The sequence below is a fragment of the Fundidesulfovibrio terrae genome, from assembly GCF_022808915.1.
Lineage (GTDB): Bacteria > Desulfobacterota > Desulfovibrionia > Desulfovibrionales > Desulfovibrionaceae > Fundidesulfovibrio > Fundidesulfovibrio terrae.
Genome location: NZ_JAKZFS010000001.1, coordinates 1,069,901 through 1,084,064 on the forward strand (window position 1 = coordinate 1,069,901; position 14,164 = coordinate 1,084,064).

General features: G+C 67.1%; 15 protein-coding genes. 2 read left to right on the top strand and 13 right to left on the bottom strand.

Features of this window, described 5'->3' with window-relative positions; genetic code table 11:
* Positions 1-2 precede the first annotated feature (2 nt).
* The 7 genes from argB to ML540_RS04930 all read right to left on the bottom strand — a co-directional run bounded on the left by argB (position 3) and on the right by ML540_RS04930 (position 6,482).
* Positions 3-890 (bottom strand): acetylglutamate kinase, encoded by an 888-nt coding sequence (gene argB, locus ML540_RS04900; RefSeq protein WP_243358890.1) that lies wholly within the window; start codon positions 888-890, stop codon positions 3-5.
* 11 nt (positions 891-901) lie between these two features.
* The gene (gene hslU / locus ML540_RS04905) at positions 902-2,269 is read right to left on the bottom strand and encodes an ATP-dependent protease ATPase subunit HslU (RefSeq protein WP_243358891.1); all 1,368 of its coding nucleotides are present in this window, start codon (positions 2,267-2,269) and stop codon (positions 902-904) included.
* Positions 2,266-2,808, bottom strand: a complete 543-nt coding sequence (gene hslV, locus ML540_RS04910; RefSeq protein WP_243358892.1) for an ATP-dependent protease subunit HslV — start codon at positions 2,806-2,808, stop codon at positions 2,266-2,268. The genes hslU and hslV overlap by 4 nt, the downstream gene beginning before the upstream one ends.
* A 9-nt stretch (positions 2,809-2,817) precedes the next feature.
* On the bottom strand, positions 2,818-3,360 hold the full coding sequence (locus ML540_RS04915) for a macro domain-containing protein (RefSeq protein WP_243358894.1): 543 nt from the start codon (positions 3,358-3,360) through the stop codon (positions 2,818-2,820).
* Positions 3,357-4,625 (bottom strand): M16 family metallopeptidase, encoded by a 1,269-nt coding sequence (locus ML540_RS04920; protein WP_243358896.1) that lies wholly within the window; start codon positions 4,623-4,625, stop codon positions 3,357-3,359. The genes ML540_RS04915 and ML540_RS04920 overlap by 4 nt, the downstream gene beginning before the upstream one ends.
* Positions 4,622-5,542, bottom strand: coding sequence for an ABC transporter permease (locus ML540_RS04925; RefSeq protein WP_243358898.1), 921 nt, complete (start codon positions 5,540-5,542; stop codon positions 4,622-4,624). The genes ML540_RS04920 and ML540_RS04925 overlap by 4 nt, the downstream gene beginning before the upstream one ends.
* Positions 5,543-5,609: 67 nt before the next feature.
* The gene (locus ML540_RS04930; RefSeq protein WP_243358899.1) at positions 5,610-6,482 is read right to left on the bottom strand and encodes a class I SAM-dependent methyltransferase; all 873 of its coding nucleotides are present in this window, start codon (positions 6,480-6,482) and stop codon (positions 5,610-5,612) included.
* A gap of 144 nt (positions 6,483-6,626) precedes the next feature.
* On the opposite strand from ML540_RS04930, the gene ML540_RS04935 reads away from it, so the two are divergent.
* On the top strand, positions 6,627-6,860 hold the full coding sequence (locus ML540_RS04935; protein ID WP_243358900.1) for a hypothetical protein: 234 nt from the start codon (positions 6,627-6,629) through the stop codon (positions 6,858-6,860).
* 6 nt (positions 6,861-6,866) lie between these two features.
* On the opposite strand, the gene ML540_RS04940 is transcribed toward ML540_RS04935, so the two are convergent.
* The 4 genes from ML540_RS04940 to ML540_RS04955 all read right to left on the bottom strand — a co-directional run bounded on the left by ML540_RS04940 (position 6,867) and on the right by ML540_RS04955 (position 11,230).
* Entirely contained in the window at positions 6,867-7,883 is a 1,017-nt protein-coding gene (locus ML540_RS04940) for an ABC transporter permease (protein ID WP_243358901.1), read from the bottom strand.
* 43 nt (positions 7,884-7,926) lie between these two features.
* Positions 7,927-9,426, bottom strand: coding sequence for an ABC transporter ATP-binding protein (locus ML540_RS04945; protein WP_243358902.1), 1,500 nt, complete (start codon positions 9,424-9,426; stop codon positions 7,927-7,929).
* Complete coding sequence (locus tag ML540_RS04950; RefSeq protein ID WP_243358903.1) at positions 9,423-10,073, bottom strand: type I phosphoribosyltransferase; 651 nt, start codon at positions 10,071-10,073, stop codon at positions 9,423-9,425. The genes ML540_RS04945 and ML540_RS04950 overlap by 4 nt, the downstream gene beginning before the upstream one ends.
* 65 nt (positions 10,074-10,138) lie before the next feature.
* Positions 10,139-11,230 (bottom strand): BMP family ABC transporter substrate-binding protein, encoded by a 1,092-nt coding sequence (locus ML540_RS04955; protein ID WP_243358904.1) that lies wholly within the window; start codon positions 11,228-11,230, stop codon positions 10,139-10,141.
* A 147-nt stretch (positions 11,231-11,377) separates the two neighbouring features.
* Here ML540_RS04955 and ML540_RS04960 point away from each other — a divergent pair, with 147 nt between their 5' ends.
* A complete protein-coding gene (locus ML540_RS04960) occupies positions 11,378-12,547 on the top strand; it encodes a two-component system sensor histidine kinase NtrB (RefSeq protein WP_243358906.1) in 1,170 nt (389 codons plus the stop codon).
* 69 nt (positions 12,548-12,616) lie between these two features.
* Here the strand turns inward: ML540_RS04960 and ML540_RS04965 are convergent, their stop codons facing one another.
* Together ML540_RS04965 and ML540_RS04970 are read right to left on the bottom strand one after the other, a co-directional pair.
* Complete coding sequence (locus tag ML540_RS04965) at positions 12,617-12,868, bottom strand: hypothetical protein (protein WP_243358908.1); 252 nt, start codon at positions 12,866-12,868, stop codon at positions 12,617-12,619.
* 63 nt (positions 12,869-12,931) lie between these two features.
* Positions 12,932-14,116 (bottom strand): ATP-binding protein, encoded by a 1,185-nt coding sequence (locus ML540_RS04970; protein ID WP_243358911.1) that lies wholly within the window; start codon positions 14,114-14,116, stop codon positions 12,932-12,934.
* Positions 14,117-14,164: the final 48 nt, after the last annotated feature.

Sequence of the window (14,164 nt, forward strand, 5' to 3'; positions counted from 1 at the left end):
GGTCAGCGCTTCATGCGCACTTCCGTTCCGACCCCCTGCTTGGTGAAGAGTTCCAGGATGATCGAGTTTTCCACACGGCCGTCAACGACATGGGCCTTCTCCACGCCCGACTGCACGGCCTCCATGCAGCACTTGAGCTTGGGGATCATGCCGCCCTTTGCCACGCCATCCTCGATGGCCTGGCTGGCCTGGCGCAGGTCCATGGATTCGATCAGCTTGCCGCTTACGTCCAGCACGCCGGCCACGTCGGTCAGGAGGATCAGACGGCGCGCGCCGAGCGCCTGGGCCACGGCCCCGGCTGCGGTGTCGGCGTTGATGTTGTAAGTGCGGCCCTGGTCGTCCACGCCCACGGGAGCGATCACCGGGATCACGCCGGAGTCGGTCAGCGAGCGGATGAGCGAGGCGTTGACGTGCACCGGCTCGCCCACGTTGCCCAGGTCGATGATCTCGGGCGGGGCGTCCTCGCGGGTGAGCACCATCTCCAGCTTTTTCACCTTGATGAGCCAGCCGTCTTTTCCGGAGAGCCCCACGCAGGTGCCGCCGTGCAGGTTGATCAGGTTGACGATTTCCTTGTTCACGCGCCCCACCAGCACCATCTCCACCACGTCCATGGTGGCGTCGTCGGTGACGCGCAGCCCCTCGCGGAACTGGGACTCGATGCCAAGCTGAGTCAGCATCTTGCCGATCTGCGGGCCGCCGCCGTGCACGATCACCGGGTTCACCCCGATGTACTTGAGCAGCACCACGTTCAGGGCGAAGCTCTTCTTCAGGGCCTCGTCCTTCATGGCGTGACCGCCGTACTTGATGACCACGGTCTGGCCGTGGAACTTGCGGATGTAGGGCAGCGACTCCAAAAGCACCCGGGCCTGGGTGTGGGCGAGATTTTCCATGGCGGTATCCTTTAGAGAATGTAGCGGGTCAGGTCGCGGTCCTCGGCCACGTCCTTGAGCTTGTCCCTGACGTAGGCGCGGTCGATGACAACCGTCTCCCCGCCCCGGTCCGGGGCTTCGAAGGACAGGTCCTGCACGATCTTCTCCATGATGGTATAGAGCCTGCGCGCGCCGATGTTCTCGGTCTCGTCGTTGACCTTCTGGGCGAAGGAGGCCATCTCGTCCAGCCCCTCCAGGGGGAACTCGATGTTCACGTTCTCCGTGGCCAGGAGGGCCTTGTACTGCACGGTGAGCGAGTTCTGCGGCTCGGTGAGGATGCGCAGGAATTCGTCCTTGCCCAGGGCCGAGAGCTCCACGCGCAGCGGGAAGCGCCCCTGCAGCTCGGGCACCAGGTCCGAGGGCTTGGAAAAGTGGAAGGCCCCGGCCGCGATGAACAGGATGTGGTCGGTCTTGACCATGCCGTACTTGGTGTTGACCACGCAGCCTTCCACCACGGGCAAAAGGTCCCGCTGCACGCCTTCGCGGGACACGTCCGGCCCCGACCCGCCCTGGGAGGAGCGGCCGCAGATCTTGTCTATCTCGTCGATGAACAGGATGCCGGTCTGCTCCACGCGTTCCCGGGCGGATTCGGCCACCTTGTCCATGTCCACCAGCTTCTCGGATTCCTCGGCGATGAGGATGTCGTAGGCCTCGCGCACCTTGAGCTTGCGGGCCTTCTTCTTCTGGGGGAACACCTTGGAGAACATGTCCTTGAACTGGCTCCCCAACTCTTCCATGCCCGGCATGGCCATGATCTCCACGCTGGGGGAGGGCACGGTGACGTCCATCTCCACCTGCTTGTCGTCGAGCGCCCCTTTTCGCCAGAGCTGCCTGAGCTTCTCGCGGGTGGATTGGGCCTCCTCGGCGGCGGACGCGGGCACGGCGGGCTGGGCTCCGCCGTAGAAGGCGGCCTCGCTCTGCCGCGAGGCCGGGAGGAGCAGGTCCAGCAGGCGTTCCTCGGCGGACTTCTCGGCCTTGACGCGCACCTTCTCGGCCTCTTCCTGGCGCACCAGCTGCACGCCGAGTTCCATGAGGTCGCGCACCATGGACTCCACGTCGCGGCCCACGTAGCCCACCTCGGTGAACTTGGTGGCCTCCACCTTGTGGAAAGGCGAACCGGCGAGCTTGGCCAGGCGGCGGGCGATCTCGGTCTTGCCCACGCCGGTGGGGCCGATCATGAGGATGTTCTTGGGCGCGATCTCGTCGCGCAGGGCCGGATCGATCTGCTGGCGGCGCCAGCGGTTGCGCATGGCTATGGCCACCATGCGCTTGGCCGGATTCTGGCCCACGATGTATTTGTCGAGCTCCGAGACGGTCTCGCGAGGGGTGAGCGTGTTCATTGTCTGTCCACGGTCTCCAGGACGATGTTGGAATTGGTGAAGACGCACAGTTCGGCGGCGATGTCCATGGCCTTGCGGGCGATGTCCGCCGCGCCGATGTCCGTGTTTCGCGCCAGGGCCCGGGCCGCGGCCAGGGCGTAGGTCCCGCCGGAGCCGATGGCCGCCAGGCCGTCGTCGGGCTCGATGACGTCGCCTGCGCCTGTGAGGATCAGGATGGTTGCGGCGTCGGCCACCAGCAGCATGGCTTCGAGCTTGCGCAGGAACTTGTCCTTGCGCCAATCCTTGGCCAGCTCCACGGCGGCGCGGGTGAGGTTGCCGGAGAACTCCTCCAGCTTGGCCTCGAAGCGCTCGAAGAGGGTGAAGGCGTCGGCGGTGGAGCCCGCGAACCCGGCCAGGACCCGGTCCTTGTACAGGCGGCGCACCTTGCGGGCCGTGTGCTTCATGGCCACGGCCTGTCCGAAGGTCACTTGTCCGTCGCCGGCCATGGCCACGCCCGAAGCGTCGCGCACGGCCAGTATGGTGGTGCCGTGAATGTCCATTAGGATACCCTACAGGATTTGGCGGGCCATGCCCAGCCAGGTTTCGAATGCTTGGGGGAAATAGAGCACCATCCATGCTTCGCGAGTGTCCCCTTGCGTGACGCCCCGCTTGAGTTCGGTGAGGGCGATGGGCGCGGCCAGCTCCACGGGATAGCCGTAGGCTCCGCAACTGATGGCCGGAAAGGCCACGGTGTCGATGCCGTGTTCCCGGCACAGGGCGAAGCACGAGCGGTACGCGCGGGCCAATGCCTCGGGCTCGCCGGAATTCCCGCCGTGCCAGATGGGCCCCACCGCGTGGATGATGAAGGATGCGCTCATATCGAAGCCCGGGGTGATGGCGGCCTCCCCGGCCTTCAGTTCGCCGCGCGCGGCGATGATCTCCCGGCAGGCTTCGGGGAGCCTCGGCCCGGCGGCCCGGTGGATGGCCCCGTCCACGCCGCCGCCCCCGGCCAGGCGGGAGTTGGCCGCGTTGACCACGGCCCGGGCCGGCCATGAGGCGATGTCGCCCAGGGCCAGGTGCAGCACCCCGGTCGGGAACTCGAAGCTGGTCACGGCCTGAAGGTTCCGGCCCAGGACTCGTCGATCTCGGGGCCCATGACCGCGAGCCCGGCTCCGGCCGGATCGAGGATTTCGGCGGCCAGGGCGCGCACCTCGTCCAGGGTGACGGCCTCGAAGCGGGCGGCGGTCTCCTCGGGGGGCACGAAGCGGCCGAGGATCAGCTGGTTGCGGGCCAGCCGGGACATGCGGTCCTCGCTGGACTCCAGGGTGAGGTACAGCACGGACAGCAGGTGGTCGCGGGCGTGCTCCAGCTCTTCGGCGGTGACGCCGCCCCCGGCCAGCTTGCCGATTTCCTCGCGCAGGCAGGAGAGCAGCTCGCCGGTGCGCTCGGGGTCCACGGCGGCGTAGACCTGCACCACGCCCTGGCGGGTGAGGGAGTTGGCGAAGGAATAGACCGTGTAGGCCAGTCCCCGGCGCTCCCGCACTTCCTGGAAAAGGCGCGAGGACATGTTGCCGCCCAGGATGGCGTTCAGGATTCCCATGGAGAAGCGGCGCTCGTCGGACGCGCCCATTCCCGGAAAGGACAGGGTGACGTGGCTCTGCTCGGTGTCGCGTTCCCTGAGAAACGCCGGGGGGGCGTAGCGGCCGGGAGAGGGGCGAGCGCCCGCGGCGGCCGGTTCCAGCGCGCCGAAACGCCGGGCCACCATGTCGCGCACGCGGTCGTGGTCCAGGCTTCCGGCGGCGGAAACCAGCATGCGCCCGGGGCGGTAGTTGGCCGAGCGCCAGGTCTCGAGGTCGGAAAGTCCGAAGGAGCGCACCGTCTCGGGCATGCCCAGGATGGAGTGCCCAACCGGCGAGCCGGGCCACATCTCGCGCCAGAAGGCCTCCATGAGGCAGTCTTCCGGGTCGTCCTCCACCATGGCGATCTCCTGGAGCACTACGTCCTTCTCTCGCGCCAAGTCGTCAAGGGACGGGCGCGGCGACAGGGCGATGTCCGCCAGGATGTCCAGGGCGTCCTCCAGGTGGGTGTCCACCACCCGGGCGTGGAAGCAGGTGTGCTCGCGGCTGGTGTAGGCGTTGGAGTATCCGCCCAGGAGGTCCAGGGACTTGGCGATGTCCAGGGCGGAGCGCCGGGCGGTGCCCTTGTAGGCCAGGTGTTCCCAGAGGTGGGCGGTGCCCTCCTGGCCAGGGGACTCGTGGAGCGATCCGGCTTCGATCCAGATGCCGAAGCTTACGCTGCGCGCGCCGTCCAAACGTTCGGTGGCGATGCGCAGGCCGTTGTCCAGCACATCGAGGCGATGGTCGTAGAGGTGGGTCATGCACGCTCGCGGAAGTACGGCTTGCCGAGCCCTGCGGGGGCGTTGCCCCGGCGTCCCAGGGCTGCGGCCAGGCTCAGGGTGAGGATGGTGAGGATGTACGGGAGGATGCGCAGCACGTAAAGGGGCACGAAATGGGCGCCAGTGGCCTGGAAGAAGAACTGGAGCGCCGACAGGAATCCGAAAAAGAGCGCGCCGAACAGCGCCCCCATGGGCCGCCATCCGGCAAAGATGACGATGGCCACGGCGATCCAGCCCTGGCCACCACTGATGCCTTCCTTCCAGCCGGGGGTGAACACCAGGGAGAGGTAGGCCCCGGCCATGCCCGAGAGAAACCCTCCCGCGGAAAGGGCCAGCAGGCGGGTGCGGCCCACAGGAGTGCCCATGGCGTCGGCGGCGGCCGGGTTCTCGCCGCAGGCGCGTACCATGAGCCCCAGGCGGGTGCGGGTCAGCAGGAACCACAGCACCAGGGCCACGCCGATGCCCACGTAGACCAGGGCGTTCTGCTTGAACAGCACGGGGCCGACGAAGGGGATGTCCTGAAGGAAGGGGACGGGCGTCTCCTGCACGCGGAGGCCGATCTTGCCGATGAGCCCCCGGCCCAGGTAATTGGATAGGCCCGTGCCCAGGATGGTCAGGGCGATGCCCGAGAGCAGCTGGTTGGCCCCCAGGCGGATGGCGAAGAATCCGTGCAGGCAGGACAGCAGCGTCCCCACGGCCCCGGCCGCGGCGAAGGCCAGCACCGGGCTGCCTGTCACGAAGCCCACGTAGAAGCCCGTGAGGGCTCCCATGAGCATGAGGCCCTCCTGGCCGAGGTTGATCACCCCGGCCCGTTCGGCCAGCACTTCTCCCTGGGCGGCCAGGAGCACCGCCATGGAGGACTTGAGCGTCAGGGTGAGCAGGAATGCGAAATCGTTCATGGCTCTCGGCTCTCTAGCACGCGCTCGCACACTTTCCAAGAGTCCCGGCGGCGCGCGCCCGGTTTCATCAGTGGGAGGTGCCGATGAGCGGGATCATCTTGGGCGGGTTGAAAACGTCGTGGTCCAGGCGCAATTTCTTGCGCATGCCCTCCAGGTAGCCGCAGTTGTAGGTCACTTTGGTCAATTCGAAGGGCAACGGGGCCTTGGAGCAGACGGCGATGAGTTTGCCCGCGAAAAACACCGGGTAGTATTTTCGGATGTCGCCGGGGTAGGTCACGGTGACGGGGGGCTTGTCGGGGTGGAGGTGGGCCAGCTCGCGCGGCGGGAAGCTCACCTCGCGCACCTCGCTGGCCTGGGCCATGCGCAGGAAGGAGACCTTGTCCGGGATGTCCAGGTAGAGTGTTTCGATCTTGAGGCCCGCGATGGCCAGAAGCTCCACGAAGCTGGCCGGAGTGTACCAGCGCAGGTGCCCGGTGTGCCAGAATCCGGGGCCGTAGTGGAACTTGCCGCGCAGGATTTCGTACTGGAGAATCCAGTAGTGGATGTTGGGCGTGGAGATGATCATGCGCCCGTCGTCCGCCACCAGCTCGCGTACCTTGGAGAGCGTGACCCAGGGGTCGAAGAGGTGCTCCACCACGTCGTGCAGGATCACATGGCTGAAATAGCCAGCGAATTCCGGGGGCAGGCTCTGGCCTTTCTCGTAGTCCTCGCGCCAGACGCGGTCCACCAGCCCCTCGAGCAGGCCGGCGCTACGAGGGTCCACTTCCAGGGCGTGCAGGTCGGTGCAGCCCTTGTCGCGCTTGAGCCGAAGGATCAGCCCGCCCTCGCCGCTGCCGAAATCCATGATGCGGCTGGCCCCTTCGGGGATCATGTTGAAGACGTTGCGCCGGAAGGTGGTGTTGGCGATGATGAGATCGATGACGTCCTGCTTGCTGACCATGTGCCCTCCTGCGCGGCCCGTGCGTGGCCTGGGCAGGCTACCCCAGGGGAGTGGGATTTCAAAGCGGGAAACGATTGACACGGCGGCCGCCGTATGGCTCATGCTGGAGGCTAACCCCATGAACCCGTCAGCAGGAGAAAAGCCATGACCACCTGGATCTGGGTAGCGCGCTGGCTCAAGAAGCCGGGAAACGAGGCAGAGGTGAAATCCGCCGCACAAGCCATACGCAAGCACTGGGAGGAGTCCGCCCTGGACCAGGGCCTGGACCCGGCCAAGAACGTCACCACCGCCGAGGGCGAGAAGGAGATCCGCGTGGGCATCTCCGAGGAGATGGACGAGGAGTTCCGCGAAGCCTCCGGAGAGTGGCGCTACTACTAGCCGGGTCTAGCGTTTCTCCGAGCGGGTCTGCAGCCACAAAAGGCTTAAGAGCAGCGCCGCCTCGATGACCAGGCTGGCCGCCGAGGGCAGTCGCATCCTGGTCTGAAGGTATTCTCCGCCCACCAGGACGGCGGCCAGCGCAACGGCCCCGATCGGCGCGAAACCGGGCTTGAGCCTGGCCAGACAGGCCACGATGACCCCGTCGTAGCCATACCCCACGGACAGGCCCTGCTGGAGCCTGTGGTGGATGGCCGTGACTTCGGCCATGCCCGCGATGCCCGCGATGGCCCCGCTCAGGATGAGCACCCACAGGCCGCGCCGGGCCGCGTTCATGCCCGCGTATTCCGCCGCCTTGGGGCCAAGGCCCATCACGGTCAGCTCATAGCCCCAGCGGGTCTTGGCCAGCACCCAGGCCAGAAGGCCCGCGCCGAAAAGCCCCGCCAGAAGCCCCGGATGCACGCGCGTGCCGGGGAAGCGGGGCAGGGTGGCGGCGTCGGCGAACATGGCCGTGCCGGGGAAGCCGAATCCGGCCGGATCGCGCCAGGGGCCGAAGTACAGGTGCTCCATGAGGGCGATGGCCACGTAGTTGAGCAAAAGCGTGGTGATGATCTCGCTGACCCCCAGGCGCGACCTGAGCCAGGCCGGACCCGAGGCCCACGCCGCCCCGCCCAGCGCCCCGGCCAGGAAGAGCAGGGGGACCAGGACCGGGGCCGGCAGCACCGTGCCGTACCACAGGGCCACGGCCGTGGCGAACACGCCGCCCATGACCAGCTGGCCCTCGCAGCCGATGTTCCACAGGTTCATGCGCGCGGCCAGGATCACGGCCAGCCCCGTGAGGGTGAGCGCTGATGCCTTCACCAGCACCTCGGAGAAGCGCGCGAAGGAGCCGAACGCGCCCGCGAACATCACCGAATAGGCTTCCAGGGGGTTGGCCCCCAGAAAGGCGAAGATGGCCGCCCCGGCCAGCAGGGGGATGACGAGGGCCAGGCTCCACAGCGCGGCCTTGCTCTTCAGGAAGGTCATGAACGTACCCCTTGCGCCCCGGGCGGGTTCCATCCGGTCGCGGTCATTGCTGCACTCCCGCCATCATGGGGCTTATGCGGGCCACCTGGTCCGGGTCGGATGCGTCCACCACGCCCAGTATCCTTCCGCCGAACATCACGGCCACCCGGTCGGCCAGGGTCAGGGCCTCGGTGAGGTCGCCGGTGACGATGAGCACCCCGGCGTGCTCGCGCGCGGCCAAAAGACTCTTCCACACGTCCTCGGACGCACCCACGTCCAACCCTTGCGTGGGCTGGTGCACGATGAGCGCTTCGGGCAGGCGCGAGAGCTCGCGGGCCAGCAGGAGCTTCTGGAGGTTGCCGCCGGAGAGTTCCCCGGAAGCCTGCTCCGGTCCCTGGGCCCGGATGGCGAAGCGGCCGATGGCCTCGCGGGTGGCGGCGGCCCCCCCGGCCCAGTCCAGGAGCATGCCCCGGGTGAAGGCCGCGAGCCTTGTCAGCAGGAAATTGTGGGTGAGGGACAAGCTCGGGATGCTGCCCTCGTGGTGGCGATCCTCCGGCACGTAGGCCAGGGTGTCCTTGGGGGCGGCGGCCCAGGCAGGGGCATCAAAGGCGCCCCCGGAGTACTCCACGCTCCCCGAGAAGCTGGGGGCGAGCCCGGCCAGGGCCTCGGTCAGCTCGGTCTGGCCGTTTCCGGCCACGCCCACCACCGCCAGCACCTCGCCTTTGCGCAGGCTGAAGCTCACGTCGCGGAACGCCGGGCGGTCCGGCTCGCCTCCGCCGGTGAACCCGTCCAGGCGCAGAACTTCGGCCCCCATGCGCACCTCGGGCTTGTCGATGGCGAAGATCACCTCGCGGCCCACCATCATGCGGGCCAGGTTGCGCTTGCCCCCGGCCTCGGCCGGGGTGGTGCGGGCCACCAGGCGGCCCTTGCGCAGGATGGAAATGCGGTCCGAGAGCTCCAGGGCCTCTTCCAGCTTGTGGGTGATGAACACGATGGTGCGCCCTTCGCGGCGCAGGGTGCGCAGCACCTCGCAGAAGCTCTCGATCTCGGTGGGGGTGAGCACGGAGGTGGGCTCGTCGAAGATGAGCACGCGCGCGCCCAGGCGCAAAAGCTTGAGGATCTCCACGCGCTGGCGCTCGCCCATGGACAGGTCGCGCACCCGGCTCTCGGGGCGGGCCTGAAGGCCGAAGCGGTCGGAGAGTTCGCGGATGCGCGCGGATTCGGCCTTGAGATCGAGCATTGTTCCGCCGCCGGCGGCCAGGGCCACGTTCTCGGCCACGGTGAAGGCCTCCACCAACATGAAGCGCTGGTGCACCATGCCGACGCCCTGGGCCAGGGCGTCGGCCGGGGACTTGAAGCGCACGGCCTTGCCGTCGAGTTTGATCTCGCCTTCGTCGGGGCTGTAGCGCCCGGACAGGATGGACATGAGCGTGGACTTGCCCGCGCCGTTCTCGCCCAGAAGCGCGTGGATCTCGCCCGCGTGGGCGGTGAGGCTCACGCGGTCGTTGGCGGTGTTTTCGCCGAAGCGCTTGGTGATGCCGGAAAGTTCCAGTGCAGCGCTCATTGGGCCTCGCGGAACTGCGGCGCGGGAAGCTTGGCCAGGTACACCAGAGGCTCAAGCGCCGGGTCGCCCTCGATGGCGGCGCAGGCCACGGCCAGGATGGGCGGGGGGCAGCTCAGGCGGGCGAAGCGCGCGGCCTGCTCCACCAGGGCCTGCATGGCCAGCATGGTGGAGCCGGTTGAGACCACGTCGTCGAAAAGGATGATGCCGTCGGTGGCCTCGGCCACGATGGCGAGCGAGCGTTCGTACAGGGCCAGGAACTTGTCGCCGCTGGTGATGGAGTCCGCGCCCACCTGCAGAAGCGGGCGGCGTCCGGGCTCCATGTGGGGCTTGACCCGGTTGTGGGCCACGGCGATCTCGTCCAGGTTAAGCTCGAAGGCCGTCACCTGGGCCAGCTGCAGGGCCTTTTCCACGGCGGTGAGCATGGTGACGCGTTTCTTGCCCTCGATGAAGGGCTTCAGGCGCGCGGCCAGCAGGCGGCCCAGGTCGCGGTTCAGGCGGGTCTGGCCCACCAGGTCCAGGGAGGCGATGCGCACCTCCCCTCCGTCGGAGGGTATCCAGACCCAGGGGATCTGGACGGTGTAGTCCAGGCCCTCGAAACCGAGGGTGTACTTCTCGCCGGACTCGCGCACGGGGCGTTCGTATGCCATGTGGGCCTCGCAATAAAAAAAGGGGGACGGCCCCGGGTAAGAGCCGTCCCCCGCGTGGTGGGCTCTTACTCGGGCAGCTTGCCGCTGACGCCCTTCAGGAGCCAGCGCATGGTGTAGAGCTCCTGCACCGTGGCGCGCTTGCCTTCGGGGATCATCACCTTGCCGTCCTGGTCGACCATGGGTCCCAGGAAGGAGTTGTCGGTGCCCTTCTTCATGAGGTCGAGCTCGGCCGTGACCTTTTCGCGCACTGGGGCGGGCACCTTCTCATTGAAGGCGGAGAGTTGGATGGCGTCCTTCTCGAAGCCCCAGTAGAGTTCCTCGGGCTTCCAGGAACCTTCCAGCTTGGCCTTCACGAGCCTAGTATAAAATTCGCCCCAGTTCCAGATGGTGGAGACCAGAACGCACTTGGCTCCGAAAGCGGAGGCGTCCGCGCCGTAGCCGATGGCCGGGACGTTCTTGGCGCAGGCGGCCAGCGAGGCGTCGGGGGTGTCGGCCATCTGGCGGATCAGGGTGCAGCCGCGCTGCACCAGGGCCTCGCTCATGGTGGTTTCGCCGATGGGGTCGCGCCAGCTCTTGAGCCAGACCACGGTGTTCACTGCGTCGGGGTTGAACTTGGCGCCGGATTCCTTGAGGCCGCGCAGCAGGCCGTGGGTGAAGCCGTTGATGCCGCGGATGGGCTCGGGGATGGGGTTGGTGGAGACGGTGCCCACGTTGCTGTAGCCCATGAGCCCGGCCATGTAGCCCACCAGGTACTCGCCCTGCTCGATGCGGGCCATGTAGGTGCCCATGTTGGGGGCGGTCTTGTAGCCGGAGCAGTGCTCGAAGGCCACGTCGGGGAAGTCCTTGGCCACCTGGAGCATGGGGTCCATGTGCTCGAAGGTGGTGCCGAAGATCATCTTGTAGCCGTCCTGGGCGTACTGGCGGAAGACGCGCTCGGCGTCGGCCGCGCCGACGTTCTCGGTGTAGCTCACCTCGATCTGGTCGCCGAACTTCTTCTTGAGGGCCTCGATGCCCACGGCGTGGGCGTGGTTCCATCCCTGGTCGTTGACGGTGCCGATCAGGGCGAATGCAACCTTGAGTTTTTCGGCCTGGGCCAGGCCCGGCAGTGCTGCGAGCACGGCCAGACAGCAGATGACGATGAGCGAACGCCTGCGCATGGAGCCTCCTTGAGAGCGTTTTGTTTCGTGTCGTAACGCCCCCGTCAGATGCCGTATTTGCACGGGGATGTAAATCGTTTGGCGCCAGCGGGAATCGCGCGCGGAAATCCTTGTAATCAAGGCGTGACGGGGTGTAGGCTCTGGCCCATGGCGGACTATCAGCGCACACTGGAAGACGAGATTTCCGGCCTCAAGGGCCAGGTGGCCGACCTGACCCGGCGCGAACGCCACTGTCAGATGCTCAGGCGCATGCTGGACGACCTGCGCGAGGAGTACCTTTCCCTGGCCCAGTCCGCCCCGGACGCAATCATCGCCTCCGACGCCAAGGGGCGCATCGTGTTCTGGAACCAGGCTTCCCAAAACCTTTTCGGCTACGAGCCGGGCGAGGTCATGGGACAGGGGCTCGGCTTCCTTATGCCCGAGCGCTACCACGCCCTGCACGAGCGGGGCTTCGCCCGCGCCCTCGAGGCCGGCCACGCCCTGCGGCCCCATCTGCCCTCGGAATGCGCCGCCATCCGCAAGGACGGGACCGAGTTCCCCATCGAGATCACCCATTCCAGCTGGAGCCGCGCGGGCGACATCTATTTCGCGGCCTTCATCCGCGATATCTCCGAGCGCAAGCACTACGAAAAGTTGCGCGAGGACGTGGAACGCATCATCCGCCACGACCTCAAGTCCCCGCTGCTGGGCATCGTGGGTTTCGCCAAGCTCCTCATGGAGGACCATGGCCTGCCCGAGAAGCAGCGCGAGTGGGCGCGCCTCATCCACGACTCGGGCATGCAGATGAACCACCTGCTGGCCAACTCCCAGGCCATGCTGCGCATCCACCAGGGGAGCTACCGCGTCACCCCCCGGCCGGTGAACCTGGTCAGGCTGCTGGCCGACCTGGGCAAGCGCTTCGAACCGGCCATGCGGGAAAAGGGCGTCTCCTTCGCCTGCGAGATCGACCCGGTCGCCGATCCTGACAAGGACTGCGGGGTCATGGGCGAAGAGGCGTTCCTGGACGACATGCTCTCCAACCTCATCAAGAACGCCGTGGAAGCCTCGCCCGAAAACGAGCCGGTGGTGGTGAACGTGGTCCACGAGGCCGGGCACGTGGTCATCGACATCCACAACCGTGGAGTGATCCCGGAGCACATCCGGGAGAAGTTCTTCGAGCCCTACGTCACCAGCGGCAAGAAGGGCGGCACGGGGCTCGGCGCGCACAGCGCGCTGCTCATCGCCAAGGCCCATGCGGGCGACATCACCTTCACCTCGGACGAACCCGAGGGGACGCACATTGTGGTCCGCCTGCCCGAGGGGTCGGGACAGGAGTAACCGCGACTCCGTCCACGGCGAGCGAACCCTGCCGGATGGCAGTCCTCCGTGATCTTCCGCACCGGAGGGTCAGCGCTCAATCACTTCCTCGAACACGTCCTGGAGCTTGAACTCGTTGTAGTGGCGCACCTCCACGTCGGAGAGGAGCTCCATGATCCGCTCGGCCTGGGCCTCGCAGCCGGGCACGGCGTTATCCTTCAGATATTGCGAGAGCGTGCCGCGCAGGTCGTCGAAGATACGGGCGGCGGCCTCCTTGACCACTTCCTTGGAAACGAACTGGGCGTATTGCCGTGAATAGAGCTCGCACTGCTTGTCTTGCATGATGTCCGGTGAGTCGCTTGATGCGTCGCTTGCCGGCGCGCGGCCGGGCGTTTGTCCGCTGGATCAGAAATCCTTCCAGGCCAGAAACCCCAATTCGTCGATCTGCCCCTTGAGGGGCAGCTTCACCGCGCAGGCCACGCCGCCCTCGGTCCGGGCCAGGGACACCTTGCCGAAGCACTTGTGCGCGGCGGCCCGGGCGATGGGCAGGCCGAAGCCGGTGCCCTGGGACTTGGTGGAGTGAAACGGCAGGTAGAGCTGTTCCACGTCCTGGTCCTTGGGGAGTTCGCCGCTGTTCGACACCGTCACGCTCAGATGGCTGGGCGTGGCCTGGTCCACGGACGAGGTCAGCACAAGCCTGCGGTCGCCCTCGGGCATGGCTTCCAGGGCGTTTACCAGCACCTCCTTGAAGATTTCCCTGAGCAGGTTCGGGTCCGCGTCCACTTCGGGGTGGTCCGGATCGAGCGAGACCTCGGGCTCGAGCCCCTGCGGCCAGTTCGGCCCGGAGCGCAGGCCGTCCAGGGTCTGGCGCAGGAAGGGCTCCACGGCCACGGCGGCGAAGGTCGGTTCGGCCAGTTCGATGGAGTTGCAGGTGGAGATGTCGCGGGTCATGCGCTCCAGGCGCAGGGCCTCGTCCAGGATCACCTGGGCCATGGCGGAGACTTCCGGGCCGCCCGAGCGCATGAGGCGCGTGGCCGTGCCGCCGATGATGGTGAGCGGGTTGCGGGTCTGGTGGAAGAGCCCCTGCAGGAGCGGCTCCGCGATCTCCGAGTGATAGGAGGAGTGGCCCTTGGCGCGAATCATCAGGCACAGGTCCAGGAGGTCGTTGACGGCCGAGGCCACTTTGCCGCGAAAATCCGGGGGCACGTCCTCGCGCACGGCCTTGATGAACAATTGGCGGCACTTGACCTCGCCCAGCATCACGTATTGCAGGTCGATGCCCAGCCTTGCCGCCGTGACCCCCTGCTGCCAGAGTTCGCGCAGGAATTTTTCGTCCCAGGCCCTGGTCCAGAGGGTGGAGTACCAGTCGGCCCAGAAATCCTTGAGGGCCCCGTCGAAAAATTCCAGGGTCATTTCCAGGCGCACGCGCGGAGCGGTCTTGCGCACCAGGGCGTCGATGTAGGCCCCGGCCTTGCGGGCGCGGGCGGCGAGCTTGTCCGCGAAGGGGCGGATCACGGCGAGCTTGGATTCGTCGAGGCCGATCTCCTTGCGGAAGAACTCCAGCCGGGCGACGGGAACGTCTGCGTTCATGCCTGCCTCGCCGTGGAACGTGTTGGGGCGGCCTCGCGCCAGGCGCCT